This window comes from Paractinoplanes ferrugineus (genome assembly GCF_016862195.1).
Lineage (GTDB): Bacteria > Actinomycetota > Actinomycetes > Mycobacteriales > Micromonosporaceae > Actinoplanes > Actinoplanes ferrugineus.
In genome coordinates, this window is record NZ_BOMM01000012.1 from 13055 (window position 1) to 25822 (window position 12768).

Annotated in this window: 15 protein-coding genes; 9 read left to right on the forward strand and 6 right to left on the reverse strand. The window is 60.5% G+C overall.

The window, feature by feature from the left end:
* Nucleotides 1–67: 67 nt before the first annotated feature.
* Both Afe05nite_RS07910 and Afe05nite_RS44900 read right to left on the reverse strand, forming a co-directional pair.
* Nucleotides 68–2179, reverse strand: coding sequence for a helicase HerA domain-containing protein (locus tag Afe05nite_RS07910; RefSeq protein WP_203816334.1), 2112 nt, complete (start codon nt 2177–2179; stop codon nt 68–70).
* Between the two features lie 63 nt (nt 2180–2242).
* Nucleotides 2243–3262, reverse strand: a complete 1020-nt coding sequence (locus Afe05nite_RS44900) for a DNA adenine methylase (protein WP_369077022.1) — start codon at nt 3260–3262, stop codon at nt 2243–2245.
* A 27-nt stretch (nt 3263–3289) separates the two neighbouring features.
* On the opposite strand from Afe05nite_RS44900, the gene Afe05nite_RS07920 reads away from it, so the two are divergent.
* From Afe05nite_RS07920 to Afe05nite_RS07930, 3 genes are all read left to right on the forward strand, one after another.
* Nucleotides 3290–3436, forward strand: a complete 147-nt coding sequence (locus Afe05nite_RS07920) for a hypothetical protein (RefSeq protein WP_203816336.1) — start codon at nt 3290–3292, stop codon at nt 3434–3436.
* A gap of 202 nt (nt 3437–3638) precedes the next feature.
* Complete coding sequence (locus Afe05nite_RS07925) at nt 3639–5180, forward strand: AAA family ATPase (protein WP_203816337.1); 1542 nt, start codon at nt 3639–3641, stop codon at nt 5178–5180.
* A 1-nt stretch (nt 5181) separates the two neighbouring features.
* Entirely contained in the window at nt 5182–6015 is an 834-nt protein-coding gene (locus Afe05nite_RS07930) for an HNH endonuclease (protein ID WP_203816338.1), read from the forward strand.
* Nucleotides 6016–6644: 629 nt separating this feature from the next.
* Here Afe05nite_RS07930 and Afe05nite_RS07935 read toward each other — a convergent pair.
* Nucleotides 6645–7388: an XRE family transcriptional regulator gene (locus Afe05nite_RS07935; RefSeq protein WP_203816608.1), complete on the reverse strand. Its 744-nt coding sequence runs from the start codon at nt 7386–7388 to the stop codon at nt 6645–6647.
* Nucleotides 7389–7526: 138 nt separating this feature from the next.
* Between Afe05nite_RS07935 and Afe05nite_RS07940 the strand changes: the two genes are divergently transcribed.
* A complete protein-coding gene (locus Afe05nite_RS07940; protein ID WP_203816339.1) occupies nt 7527–7736 on the forward strand; it encodes a hypothetical protein in 210 nt (69 codons plus the stop codon).
* A 24-nt stretch (nt 7737–7760) separates the two neighbouring features.
* Nucleotides 7761–8309 (forward strand): HD domain-containing protein, encoded by a 549-nt coding sequence (locus Afe05nite_RS07945; RefSeq protein ID WP_203816340.1) that lies wholly within the window; start codon nt 7761–7763, stop codon nt 8307–8309.
* 2 nt (nt 8310–8311) lie between these two features.
* On the opposite strand, the gene Afe05nite_RS07950 is transcribed toward Afe05nite_RS07945, so the two are convergent.
* From Afe05nite_RS07950 to Afe05nite_RS07960, 3 genes are read right to left on the reverse strand one after another with little or no spacing between them, the layout of a single operon-like run.
* A complete protein-coding gene (locus Afe05nite_RS07950; RefSeq protein WP_203816341.1) occupies nt 8312–8764 on the reverse strand; it encodes a hypothetical protein in 453 nt (150 codons plus the stop codon).
* On the reverse strand, nt 8757–9233 hold the full coding sequence (locus tag Afe05nite_RS07955) for an NUDIX hydrolase (RefSeq protein ID WP_203816342.1): 477 nt from the start codon (nt 9231–9233) through the stop codon (nt 8757–8759). The genes Afe05nite_RS07950 and Afe05nite_RS07955 overlap by 8 nt, the downstream gene beginning before the upstream one ends.
* A 7-nt stretch (nt 9234–9240) precedes the next feature.
* Nucleotides 9241–9972: a helix-turn-helix domain-containing protein gene (locus Afe05nite_RS07960; protein WP_203816343.1), complete on the reverse strand. Its 732-nt coding sequence runs from the start codon at nt 9970–9972 to the stop codon at nt 9241–9243.
* A gap of 152 nt (nt 9973–10124) precedes the next feature.
* Here Afe05nite_RS07960 and Afe05nite_RS07965 point away from each other — a divergent pair, with 152 nt between their 5' ends.
* The 4 genes from Afe05nite_RS07965 (at nt 10125) to Afe05nite_RS07980 (ending at nt 12575) form a co-directional block, all read left to right on the forward strand.
* Nucleotides 10125–10319 carry a hypothetical protein gene (locus Afe05nite_RS07965; RefSeq protein WP_203816344.1) on the forward strand — a complete coding sequence of 65 codons (195 nt, stop codon included), beginning with the start codon at nt 10125–10127 and terminating at the stop codon, nt 10317–10319.
* Nucleotides 10316–10510 carry a hypothetical protein gene (locus tag Afe05nite_RS07970; RefSeq protein ID WP_203816345.1) on the forward strand — a complete coding sequence of 65 codons (195 nt, stop codon included), beginning with the start codon at nt 10316–10318 and terminating at the stop codon, nt 10508–10510. The genes Afe05nite_RS07965 and Afe05nite_RS07970 overlap by 4 nt, the downstream gene beginning before the upstream one ends.
* 20 nt (nt 10511–10530) lie before the next feature.
* Complete coding sequence (locus tag Afe05nite_RS07975; protein WP_203816346.1) at nt 10531–10851, forward strand: hypothetical protein; 321 nt, start codon at nt 10531–10533, stop codon at nt 10849–10851.
* A 374-nt stretch (nt 10852–11225) separates the two neighbouring features.
* The gene (locus tag Afe05nite_RS07980; protein ID WP_239117641.1) at nt 11226–12575 is read left to right on the forward strand and encodes an FtsK/SpoIIIE domain-containing protein; all 1350 of its coding nucleotides are present in this window, start codon (nt 11226–11228) and stop codon (nt 12573–12575) included.
* Nucleotides 12576–12768: the final 193 nt, after the last annotated feature.

A 12768-nucleotide genomic window follows, 5' to 3' on the forward strand; every position in this document is an offset into this window, starting at 1 on the left:
GGGGCTCAAAACAATCGGCACATGGCCAAGGCGAGACGCCCGTTCTTGTGAGTATGACATTCTGACCTCACGCGTTCAGTTCTATTGGCTGAAGGCCGGCAGCCACCCGAGCACGATTGATCATGCCATGATCAAATTTCGCGATCTGGACGGGAACGATATATTTGCCCGAGAACGTCTTCACTCTGGCGTAACCGCGATCCTCTGAACGACGAAGGTCGTCAGCAAAGACGGCGAAGTCGTAGTAGTGCGAAAGCTCACGGGTTTCAACGTCCGAGTTCAGGTGTGCAACTATCCAATTCGAGGTATTCGAAAGAATCCGCTTGTCCACGCTTGTGACCTCCTGCGTGGCGTAGACAAGGCCGATTTCATACTTAGCAGCCTCCTTCGCGAGCCGAACCCAAGGATCATTTTGGACAGAAGACTTCCCAGCTTTTTCACGATCGAAGAGGTTGTGAGCTTCCTCGACAACAATTTGGATCGGAACGTTCAACTCGTTTGCCCGAAAGCGGCGGTTTGCGTTCTCGATTAGCCTAAAAACGAGTCGCTCCGAAATGATTTTCACGACTTGATCGGACCCAACGGACAAGTCTGCGATGACCAGTCTGCCCTCGACCAGGTCATCCCACACGCGGTCGGCAAGATCGCCCTCACTATTCGGGTCGTGGAAGTCAACAAGAGTGCGAATCCTGTTTAGTACCGCGGTGCCTACAGTAGCGTCATAAACAGCCAAAATAGCCATGAAAGGATCGCAGTTCTGCCATGATCCAAGATCAAGGCCGACATAGCGTTCCGGGATACGGCCGCTTACAATCTCCCCGATACGTAATGAAAGCCAGGCAACGACTTGACGAGCAGCTGCTGGCGAATCGACCGCATACAACCCCTGCCGCTGGTTAACCGGTCGCAGGAGGTCCGGCAAATCCGCGGTTAATAATCCTCGGATATTGGAATTCATCTTGAATATCGTGGAGAAACCGGTGCGAGGCGCCTGGAAGCCAGCTTTGGACAACAACGCATAAAATGCAAGCTTTCCGCGCTGAGCGTCTGAAACTGCGTTCCAGTACTCCCCCTCGCCCGCCGGCCCGTTAGCGTAATCTGCACGCTCAGGATCCAATACCGCCGCAGTCTTAAAAGCGTTAGCGTAAGAGCTCCCCATATCTGCTAGGGAATCTTGAATCAAACCCCAGACCGTAGGGAACTCATTGGTGTCGTAAAAACTCACGCCAAGCGGAAATTCTTGCGGCTCTGCTGGGTCGGGGCTCATTTTGTAGATTCGTACAAGGTCTGCGCCTTGCCCGAGCAGCCTCAGGCCGGTCTTGTCTTGATCATTGACGTTCGCATACTCGCCCTGAGGGTCAAAAACGAGCTGACCAATCTTTGTGTGCGTTCGAGCAGCGTACTCGAACACTGCGGTGCATATGGTCTTGTTGGTATTCGATTTACCGACACGCGTCATGCCCAAGACTGCTGTCTTCTTCGAAATGAAGTCAGTGACCCTGACTTGTACCGGGACGCTGTCCATCACTGCCGCAGTCGCGCGTCGCCGCGTGGACGAGAAACGCACCACTCCGAGATTTATCAGCCTCGGATTAACGTCTCGGAGAATCTCATCTTCAGTCTGCCGTGGATATGACGCGATGAATGACAACGCTTCAGGCGAAGGGGCATATACGAAGTAGCGCGCTCCCGCATAGACATTGTCGAGATCAGCGCCCCACTGAACAAACGGACGTCGCCCGACCATGTCACTGTAAAATGTTCCTAGTACTTCACAATCGAACGCCGACAGCTGAATCTGGCTCGACGTAAGGTTGTCGACAACGTCGTCTGGTCGCTTGTCCCTGACGTCCGCATCACGGATAGCGGCCAGTCGAGTGGCTACCAATTCTGCCTCGTTGGGCAACCGCGCGGTACCCCGCACCCTCAAGAGGATAATTTCATCCTCATCGAGCGGCGCATTTGTCTCTCGAGTGGGAACGGTCGCCGCTGCCAACAGAAAGCTGTTCTTAGCAACCCCACCTACGGAGTGCTTCACAAAGTCGTCAGTGATGACCGTAGCGCTCTTGTAGTCAAGCTGATAGATACCTCCCAGCCGTCTAGGCCCACTCAGTAACTGCGTGAGTGGATCAGCGCCGGCAGTCGCGGCGCCAGCAATTCCAGAAAGCTGGCTCGTCATGGGACGTCTCCTCGGGAGGGCACCAAGTGGAGTGTGAAGAGATTTGGTGGCACTGGTCGCGTGTCAACTGGAGCGAGAAAGCTCTCGGTAGGTATCAGACTCTGGGATGGTTTCCAAGTTCGTCACGAGAAGCTCGTCTTTTGTGCTGCGTCGCTCGGATCCCGCGGCCGTGTACCGCTGCGAGACATGAAGCACCGAGAACTTCTCTTCGGGTAGGTACAGGTCGCGGATATCCTGATGATCGTCGTAGGAAAGTAGCCACGCAAATTTGGCCTCTGTACGAAGGTAGGTCGCTAGCTTCCGATGATCACGAGCTGCGAAGGCCCACGGATATAGCCACTCGGCCTTGTCAACGTATGGGGGGTCAACATATACCAGCGTTTCTCGGCTCGACAGCATTGGGAAGCGCGATTTAGTTCTCTCTAGGCTCGTTTTCCAATCAGCTTCCCAGACGTCGATCAAGCGCCCTGACGCGGCAAGGTCAGCTACGCCTCTGATCCGACGCACTAAGCCATCCAGTCCAAACCGACAGTCGATCTTGTACGCTGAAAGTTGGCTTCTGCCGCCAATCGGTCCTGCACGCCCATGGAGAATTCCAGAAAACGTAGTCCGATTTAGAAATATGCATTTTAGCGCTTTGTCACGACGATGAGTTGGAGTTAGCTCACGCCACCAGTCCCACCGGTCGACTGTAACAGACTCTTGACCAAGTGCCTCAATCAGCCATTCGGAGTCAAAGGCGGCCGTTTTCCAAAATGCAGCTACAAGCGGATCGAAGTCTGCCAGGATCCCGTGCGGTACCTGCCCGGTCCCCAAAAGGCGTAAGGTCATGCTAGCCCCTCCGCAGAAAGGCTCTACTATCAACTTTGGCCGGGGGACATTCGCTCGGACGATCAACTCCATGATCGGGACGAGTTGCCGCTTGGCGCCCGGATACCTGAGCGGGCTCACCACGGAGTGTTGAAACAGGCGTTCGTCCGAGACTGCCGCAGGAGTGCCTAGCACGGTTGCGGCTGGCCACGAACGACGCCTCGGTCGATTCACCCGGTGTGGCGGTTCCTGTCGACCCACGTACTCAACCACCTCGAAGCTCCCGCGTAGTCTGACCGCATGAGCATAGTGGACATCGGGAAGCCGATCGCTAAAGAGTTGGTCGCGTTCCTCACCGATAGTCGGGGGCTTGCATCAACTGATGCGCCGGCGCCTTCGGTGACGACCACTCATGATGCTTCGATGTCGCCTCCGCTGGACGGTTGAGGACGATTTGCCCGGATTAGCAACGAACTAGGCAGTAATCTTGGAAGCGTCACTCGGGCCGAGATCGCGGTATAAGGTGAGATAAATAGACTTGCCCGCTCGGTCGGGCGACGGTCACAACTAGAAGTAGAGGTCGGCAAGGCCAGCTGACTGCCAGATTGAAAGGGCCTGTGGCATACCTTTCTAGTGATTGGAGGTCGCCGTGGAATTTATCTTGATGGAGCGGGGAAAGGTGAAACCCGCGGCGAGGCGTTACCCTTTCGCGAATCTAGTTAGGGACAACTGGGACGATCAGGGCTATCAGACATCATTTTTTCTTGAGGTCCATACCGAAGACAGGCGTACGATCCAAGTCGGAGTGGTGAAAATTCTTCGGCTTGATCAGCGTGAGGGGCCAACCGAGGTCCCACGTTACTTCGAGGGTTCACTTAGCGACCAATATTGTTCTTTAGGTCAGAACCTAGCTTACTATGAGACACTGCGTGCGCTCGGGCCGAACATATATCAACCCGTTCTGCGCGGGCTTCGAGATGTTGTATATCAGCCTGAAGTTAGGACAGCATTTTCACAGCATCCAGGGTTTTCTGCTTCGCTAGTATTGAGAGGAAGTTCGGCTAGGGCGCTGGAAGATGCCGTTGATCTTTTCCAACGGACTGGCGAACCATCACCCGAGGGTGCAGGCCGGATCCTTTCCCTGAGTTTCAGATCGAATGTAGGGGGCTCCGAATTTGATATTCCCCTACGCTTCAACGATACAGATCTTCTTCCATCCAGGATTAATGCCGTAATCGGCTACAACGGTACTGGAAAGACACAGCTGCTAGCCAATCTGGCCATGGTTGCTCACGCCGACTTCGCGCTGAGAGCAGATCCGATTTTTTCTCGGAGATTTGGAACATTCGTCGAAAACACCGATGTCCCATTTGGCTCGGTCATTTCCGTGTCTTACAGTGCATTCGACACTTTTGAAGTGCCCGGGAGGACGGCGCAGGACCGCGAGTACATCCGACGCTCTGGCGACGTACGCGGATACTCCTACTGCGGGCTTCGTAGCTTCGATCACGATGAGCCTGAACCTCATCGGCTCAAGGGAATTGCAGAAATTTCTCGTGAATTCGCAGAGACCTTGTCACGCGTCAGCACGGGACCTAGTAGGGAAATTGTCGACGACGCCCTCGAGTGCGTTGCTCAAGACGCGTCCTTCCAGCGGCTTGGTTTCACTCCTGAGCAAGTTCATCAGTCAGACTTCGTACTTGACATATTTCCCAGCCTAAGCACAGGCCATAAAATCGTTCTTAATATTATTGTTCAGCTTTCGGCGCATCTTCAACGCCGTTCGTTAGTTTTGATCGATGAGCCCGAGAGCCACCTTCATCCTCCGCTGCTTGCAGCGCTGCTCCGCAGCATAAGCATCCTTCTCGAACGCCGAGATTCGTTTGCTGTTGTCGCCACTCATGCACCCGTCGTGATTCAAGAGATACCGAAGAAGTATGTTCGGGTTTTGCGCCGCTTCGAATCTGTCACCCTGGTAGAAGATCCTGAGATTGAGACATTCGGCGAGAATGTTGGAATCTTGACCCGTCAAGTGTTCAACCTCGATAGCTCAGCGACAGATTACCAAGGCGTTTTAAGAAGTTTGGCGGAGAACTTCACACTGGCCGAAATCGAAAGCCTATTCGATGCGGGTCTCAGCGTGCAGGCTCGGAGCTATGTCGTGAGCATCCAGAAGGCGCGCAGAGGTTAGGATGTATCGCCTGCCCATGCCGCCGAGAGACGACGAGAAGACTTTCTCTGAAATTTGCCTGTCCCGCCGAAATCCGACTCGTTCTCTTCTTGCCGGCGTTACTGCCTCGATCTTTACGCAATACCGTCAATATACGCTCGCTAAAGGCATCGCGTCTCTATTAACTGCGCAGAAGTACAGTACCGAGGTTCGGGAAGCACTGCTTTCTAACTATGACCAGCTTTCCTCAGGGCGTTCTTACGCTATCCTGAGGGCTGAGTTGTTAAGTCTCGCACACGCTGGACGGTGCCCCATGTGTGATGGCGCACCAGTTGCAACCCTGGACCATTACCTCCCGAAGTCGGTATTTCCGGAATTCAGCGTTCTGCCGAAGAACCTTGTCCCGGTGTGCTATCGGTGCAACCATCTAAAGCAAGACACGATCGACGAAAGCGGGCGAAGATTTCTCCACTCCTACTTTGAAGACCCACCATCGGAGACACTTCTCACGGCTGAGGTTTCGGTTGAGGAGTCCGTGGCTATCACCTTCCACGCTTCCTACTTCGGGCATGCGCCCTCGGCAGCCGCCAATTATTGCTTTCAATTCGAGAGACTCCGACTTGCTGAATACTTTCAGTTGGAGTCGGTCGCCGAGCTCTGCGACCGAAGTTTGGCAATGAGCGACTACTACGGCGATGAGCGAGACGGCAACGCAGTCCGCGAATATCTTGAACGCGAGGCTGGCAGCAATCGCTCGCGTCACGGTGCCAACCATTGGAAGGCCGCGTTGTTCTTGGCAGCCAGTAGGTCGGCTGCCTTCTGTAACGGCGGCTTCCTGCACCTCCTGCAGGAATAGCCAATTGGTCCGAGGACCTCTACGCGCTGTTCTAATGGCACACTAAGTCAGAAGTCTCCTGGTCGATGCCGGCCCAACCGCTGCATGGCCCGAAACAGGATTTTGGGCATCTGGTGACGGCTAGAAGTACTGGGACGTCCGCGTAGACGCGGTCCATCGCTGACGTTCAGTTCGGCAGTCTTCCACCTAGCCGGTTTCTAGAGATCTACGCCTTGGGACACCGGCGACGTAACTCCCGGCCGTCCGAGATCCGCTCCGGGCGGCTGGGATGTTACCGACTCTACCGAGGACTTCAGACGCAAGAGAGAGCCGCCGAAAGACGGAGACGAACGGAGCGAACGCATGGCCAGTCATGATGTCCAGACAAGAACTGCCGCTCTGCCTAATGCGGCAAGCGAGAGTTCCGATGGCGGGCTTCGGGTGCTGGTCAAGGTGCGCCACACCCCGGAAAGCTGCCGGGACGTCTTAGCGCAAGCCGAGGAGTCGCTATATGACCATCTCGTCGTCACGCCCGGAGGGCTTTGCGTCGGATGTTCAGAGCCTGAGCCGTGCCGTGCTCGGTATACGGCACTTGCCGTGTTCAGCAGTTACGGCATTCTGCCACGTCGGCGAGCGGGCGTAGCAGGCGTCTACGTGGCTGGCGGCACTGGCAGCTTTGACGGCTTCGCTGCGGCCCAGACACGCTCAAACGAGGCCATGTGAGTCGAGACCATGCCCTCGTCACCAACACGCTTGAGGAAGAGCACAGGCGCCTGGGCGGCCGGCCGACCGTAGATGTGAGAGTTGAGGAGCATCTCGTCGTCGGCGCGATAAGTCGAGTTGTAGAGCACGGTGTCGTGGAGCCGTAGCGCGATGCCGGGCTCTTCGTCGAGCGGTTGAAGGCTGACGAGCGCTGTACGGATGCGCGCGCTCATGCCGGCGCCGATGCGCTCCTCGATGCCGCGGCTGGCGATGTGCTCGCCGTCCGGATCGCCGAGAGCGATGCGCACACGTACGCCGGCCTCGGCCTTCTGCCGCAGCAAGGTCAGCGCTGAGACGTCCTCGGCCAGGAAGTTCGCGCTGTAGACCAGGATGTCGATCTCGTGCTCGGCCCGGCCGAGCAACCGTGACCAAGAGTCGGATGGCACGGCCGATCGGTGCGGGTAGATGATCCGAATCTCGTCGGCTGCGGCCAAGGGCTCGACCGGGCGCGGCAGGCTCGGCCACAGGTCGTGAGCCGTCCATCCCGTCAGGCTGACCAGAGCGTCGCGGTGACGCGGGTACGGGATGCGACCACTGCTAATCCAACGCTGCACGGTCTTCGGGTCGACGGATAGCTGGGCGGCGACGTCAACGATGTCGAGGCTGGCGCCGCTTAACGCTCGGGCGAGCATGTGGTTCACGCGTCCGCTCCCATCGCCGGGTGAACACCCCATTCTAGCCAAGAAGTCCCTAGACGTCCCGACCCGTAGTTCAGCGTCCGTCACTTGCAGTGAACACTTAGCGGAACCAAAGGGAATGGACGGAACACGATGGAGAGCGACGCAGAAGCGGCAAGATCGTCGGCCGACCGGCTGGCGCTGGCCCTGGAGCACGCAGGGTTTGACGTCGGCCAGGAGTTCCCGGCCTTGAGCGACGCCATCGGTCACCGCGGAACCGCGGTCGTGCGAATTGGGGACGTCCTACCAGCGGTCGCCGACCGGCTCGCTGCGGCCTTGCGGGGTGACTACGGCGACAGGTGACAACCCCGCCATTAGGCTCGCTATGTGGATCAAGTCGAGGATGCCCGCGGCCTTGCGCATCAGTTGCTGGCTGATTCGATCCCTCGCCGCTGGTCCCACAGCCAGGGCGTCGGGCACAAGGCCGAGTCAGTCGCGGCCCTGGTCGGTGGCGACGGGCCAGCCCTGGTCGCCGCCTCTTGGCTTCACGACGTGGGGTACTCACCGGACCTTGTCGTGACCGGCATGCACCAACTTGATGGGGCTCGCTACCTGCGCGATGTCGCCCGCGTCGATGATCTGATTTGCCGACTGGTCGCTCACCATTCGTGCGCATTCATCGAGGCCAGGAACCGCGGGCTCGGCGACCGACTCGCGGACGAGTTCGCACCGGTCGAGGGCATGCTCTCCGACGCCATCACGTACGCGGACATGACCACCACACCCGACGGCGTGCCGGTTGAAGTAGAGCAGCGTCTCGCCGAGATCCTGGATCGCTACGGGCCTGATCATCTGGTGGCCAGGTCGATCAGCGAGGCAGGGCCGCTGATCATTGGATCGGTGCAGAGGATTAAGGCAGCGCTGGCCGAGGACTGACCTCACTCCGCGCGGGAAAGTGCGCCCTGCTCGTCACGGCTCCACCGGCGGCCGGCGCTGTCCAGGAATTCGATCTGTACGGGCTCAGGCTCGACGTACGACCGAACCCACTCCCCCGGTGCCGCTCGCTGGACAGTCCGGCCCGGCGGAACGAGGCCGACGAACTCTGACCGAGGTTCTTCGCCGTCGCGAGCGGGAAGCGGCAGCTCCACCTCGTAGATGGGCATCGCGCTCGCGTTATGGATGTGAAACAACAGCTCGCGACCGCCTTCGAGCTTGTGGGTCATCTCGACCCACGCGCTGATCTGCTCGGCCTGCGAACGCCGCTCATCCTCAGCGCGGTCGGCTTCGCGCCTGTGTTCACGACGCAGGAGCAGGAATCCGAGAGCGAAAGCACCGACCGTACCGACCGCGGAGAAGACGTCCGCGAAGGCGCTGAGCCAGTTGCTATCCAAGGTGAATGTCGAGCGGCGAGGTGAGGTACTGGTCGATCCGCATGCGCATCGATCGATCCATCGGCAGCGCGCTGATCTCGGCCGGCGGAACCCACCTAACTTCGGTCGACTCGTCGCTCGTCGTCGGTGCTCCGCCGACGGGCCGCGCGGTGAACACGACCGAGAACTCCTGCCGAGCCTCGTTATTGCTGGTGTAGAGGATGACGTGGTTCGGGTCGGTGTAGATGCCGACCAACCCGGTCACCTCCACGTCGATGCCGGTTTCCTCGACTGTTTCCCGTACGGCCGTTTCCGGTAGCGACTCGCCGAGGTCCATGCCGCCGCCTGGGAGGGCCCAGTTGTCGTTGTCGGAGCGGCGTATCAGCAGGATCGCGCCCTCGTCGTTGACCACGACGACGTTCGCCGAGGGGACGACGCTGTTGGCTTTGGGTGCCTCAGGGTCGTTGTAGTAGTCGATGCGTCGTCCCACGTCGTCCTCACTCCAGCGGTGTCGCGGCGTCCCACACGTGCTCGAAGCTGTCCACGTACGTCGAGACCATCGTCGCCCCGGCGACGCGCCGCAGGTGGAAGACCGGCGCCTCGGACGCGGGGAAGCTGTAGATGTGCGTGTTGACCAGTAGCTGCTCATCAGCCCGGTAGATCGAGTTGTAGAGCACGGTGCTGTGCAGCCGACACTCGACGCCTTCGAGACTGAGCAGGGGTCGGTACATGACGATGGCGTTCTTGATTTTCGCGGCAAGGCTCTCGATGCCCTCGTCCGCATTGCGTTGCGCCACGACCTCGGATTCCGGGTCGCCGAGCAGGATGCGGACTCGCGCGCCATCTTCGGCCTTATTGCGGAAGATCCGTCGTACGCCAGCATCTTCGGACAAGAAGAGCCCGCTGTAGACCAGGACCCCGATCTCCGACTCGGCATTGTCGAAGAAGTTGCGCCACAGCTCGGACGGCACGGTCCAGCGGTGCGGATAAATGTTGATGATCTCGCTCTCGCTGGCGCTAGCGACCTGGCCGGCGTCGAGGGCTTCGGGCCAGAGGTACACCTCGTCGACGCCGAGATGAGCAGCAGCCGCGTACCGATGACGCCGGTACGGCATCCGTCCGCTGATCCAGCGCTCGATGCTCTTCGGATCAACTTTGATCGCTTCCGCGAGCCCAGCGGGGGTGATTCCCCGTTGCAACATCGCGGAGCGTAGCCGCTCGTTCGGCATCGTCTCCCCATATAGGACGTCCATCAGCTTGCCCACCCTAGGGTAGACATCCCGAACACGTCCAGCCATGACCTGATCACGTCCCGTCGCCTGGTCGCACTCTCATTGGCGTCGATGCGGAACACGCATCGCCGAACGAGAGGAGATCAGCAATGGAGATCCAACACTTCACGAACGAGGCCCCGATCTGCCCGTGCGGCGCCCAGCTCGGGACTAACAACTCGACGCTCTGCCGCAAGTGCGCGGCCCGGAACCGCTGGATCCGCCGGCACCGGGCGCGCGGCAGCCACAACGGCGCCGACAAGGGCATCCGTACGCGCCGCAACCGCAAGGATCGTGGCGCATGACGATCGCCGTCTCCGCCGTAATCCTGCTCGGCGTGATCGTCTTCCTGCTCTGGCGTTACGCCCGTCTGCCGCTCTGGCAGGCAGCGATCTGCGCGGCCTTCGGCTACTACCTGGCCTCGTCATCGATCGGACCCACGATCGGCAACGCACTCCGCGCCCTGGCCCGATTCATCGCCGGATTGACCCTCTGAAAGGAGGCATCACCACACCCATGACCACCGAATCGCGCACACCGCGCCCGACCATCGACCAGGAGGCCGTCACTGCCCACCTCCGCGCCGCTCGACGCCGAGGGACGTATTCGGACCTATGGACCGTCGTCGGCGACGTCCCTGTCCTACTCGCCGAGGTCGACCGCCTCGCCCGACTCCTCAGCCGCACCCGATGGGACTTCGCCAACCTGCTCGCCGGCGCCCAAGCGACCCTCACCGCCGACCAAGACGGCGATCCCGACCCGCTTGCGTACCTCCGCGACGAGGTTGCCCAGCACCGCGCCTGGGTGCCGCCCGACGATGGCGAACTCGTCGAATGAGGGCGTACGGACGCCGGCACCGCCGCTGGAGCCGCCGAAATCCGCAACCGCTTCTGCTCGTCCCCGACGAATCGCTATTAGCCGCTGGCCTCGCCGCGATCGGTCGGGCTCTGTTCCGGTACCGCTCAGGACTAGCACCGTTCGCCGCCGGACTCGCCCTCGCGATGGTCGGGCTCTTCCTCCATCACACACATCGCGAGCTGTGGCCGGCAGTCGCGGTCGTGGCGGCAACCGCGGCGCTGGTCGCCGGCCTTCGCATCCGACGCACGGCTGAACGCGCTTACGCAGCAAGCACAACGGCCGTTGCGGGAAGCTGGCTCGCCACGGCAACCGCGGTTGGGCCCGGCGCCAAGCCTCTACCGACCATTCTTTGGGTGGCCGTCGAGGTGCTCGGCATTCCGTGGTGGGCACACCGCCGCCGTCGAGCACGTGTCCGCGTCGATCGGGTCATTCATGCATGGCCCGATCTGGCGGAAACAATCGGGCTCGACGGATCGCGCATCATGTCGGCCGTCGTTGATACCTGGGGCTGGCGCGGACGTGTGAAGCTCCGGCCGGGCCAGAGCGTCGCTGACGTTGTCGCTCGCGTCCCGGCCATCGAGTCAGCCCTAGGAACGCGGCCGGGCGCCGTCCGAGTCGAGCAGGATCCGGCGCACGCTGGCCGCTGCACGATGCGCGTCCTGGCTGTCGACCCACACGCCGGCGCGATCCCATGGCCGGGACCCACCGCACGTTCACTGGCCGACCCGATCGACATCGGCGTCTTCGAGGATGCGACAACCGTCCAGGTACCTCTGCTCCGCCGACATGCCCTGATCGGCGGCACGACCGACTCGGGCAAGAGCGGCGTCCTGAACGTCATCCTCGGCAACCTCGTTGCCTGCCCCGATGTCGTCCTGTGGGGCATCGACCTCAAGGGCGGCATGGAACTCCGCCCCTGGGTATCGTGCCTCGCCCGTCTGGCCACCACACCCGACGAAGCAAACCGAATGCTCTCGGACGCCGTCGCCATCCTCGAAACTCGGGCGCACGCGGCCAGCCAGGACAACACTCGGGTTTGGGAGCCCACCTCGCAATCACCAGCGCTGGTCATCGTCATCGACGAGTACGCCGAACTCGCCGACACTGCACCAGATGCCGTCGGGCATGCCGAATCCGTCGCCCGACGAGGGCGCGCGGTCGCCGTCGACCTACTGACCGCCACGCAACGCCCAACCCAGAGAGCCATGGGAGGCGGAGCGATCCGCTCCCAGATGAGCGTTCGCGTCTGCCTACGAGTGCGGGAACGCCGAGACGTGGAACTCATCCTTGACAAAGGGATGCTCTCGGCCGGCTGGCACGCCCACACGCTCGATGCCCCGGGCAAGTTCTACCTGTTGGCCGACGGACACAACCAGCCTCGCCGCGCCCGCGCGTATCTCGTTACCGATGAACACGTACGCGAGACCGCCGCCCAGTACGCCAGCACACGGCCCGATCTCGATGCGCTGTCTCAGGCCGCGGCCGACCAACCGTCGAGAGCCCTTGAACCGCCGCCGAATCAGGCGAGCGACCCGGAACAGGCCCTCCGCACTGCACTCGACCAAGCACCCGATGAAGGGCTCTCCATTGCCGAACTCATCGACACCACCGGTATGAGACGCACCTGGGTCTATGACCGGCTACAAGCACTCGCCGCCGCCGGCACCGCCCGGCAAGTGTCACGCGGGCGCTGGCACGCCTAACCCTGATCGTCCGCGCGGACGTCCGTCCGCTCGCGCGCGTCTGCGCCTATCAACGCGCGGACGGACGACGGACGGACGATCGCGCGGACAGAGCCGGAAGGAGGCGAACCATCAGCACCGACGAGAGGAGAAATCGCAGCATACGAACGTGCGAGCAGCCGAAAACCGGAAAAGCGCAGCTCAAGACGTCCCA

Coding starts and splice junctions, on each gene's coding strand:
- Afe05nite_RS07975 (WP_203816346.1), top strand. CDS start 10,531: ATGACCACCGAATCGCGCACACCGCGCCCGACCATCGACCAGGAGGCC.
- Afe05nite_RS07965 (WP_203816344.1), top strand. CDS start 10,125: ATGGAGATCCAACACTTCACGAACGAGGCCCCGATCTGCCCGTGCGGC.
- Afe05nite_RS07940 (WP_203816339.1), top strand. CDS start 7,527: ATGGAGAGCGACGCAGAAGCGGCAAGATCGTCGGCCGACCGGCTGGCG.
- Afe05nite_RS07920 (WP_203816336.1), top strand. CDS start 3,290: ATGAGCATAGTGGACATCGGGAAGCCGATCGCTAAAGAGTTGGTCGCG.
- Afe05nite_RS07935 (WP_203816608.1), bottom strand. CDS start 7,388: ATGCTCGCCCGAGCGTTAAGCGGCGCCAGCCTCGACATCGTTGACGTC.
- Afe05nite_RS07960 (WP_203816343.1), bottom strand. CDS start 9,972: ATGCCGAACGAGCGGCTACGCTCCGCGATGTTGCAACGGGGAATCACC.
- Afe05nite_RS07930 (WP_203816338.1), top strand. CDS start 5,182: ATGTATCGCCTGCCCATGCCGCCGAGAGACGACGAGAAGACTTTCTCT.
- Afe05nite_RS07970 (WP_203816345.1), top strand. CDS start 10,316: ATGACGATCGCCGTCTCCGCCGTAATCCTGCTCGGCGTGATCGTCTTC.
- Afe05nite_RS07910 (WP_203816334.1), bottom strand. CDS start 2,179: ATGACGAGCCAGCTTTCTGGAATTGCTGGCGCCGCGACTGCCGGCGCT.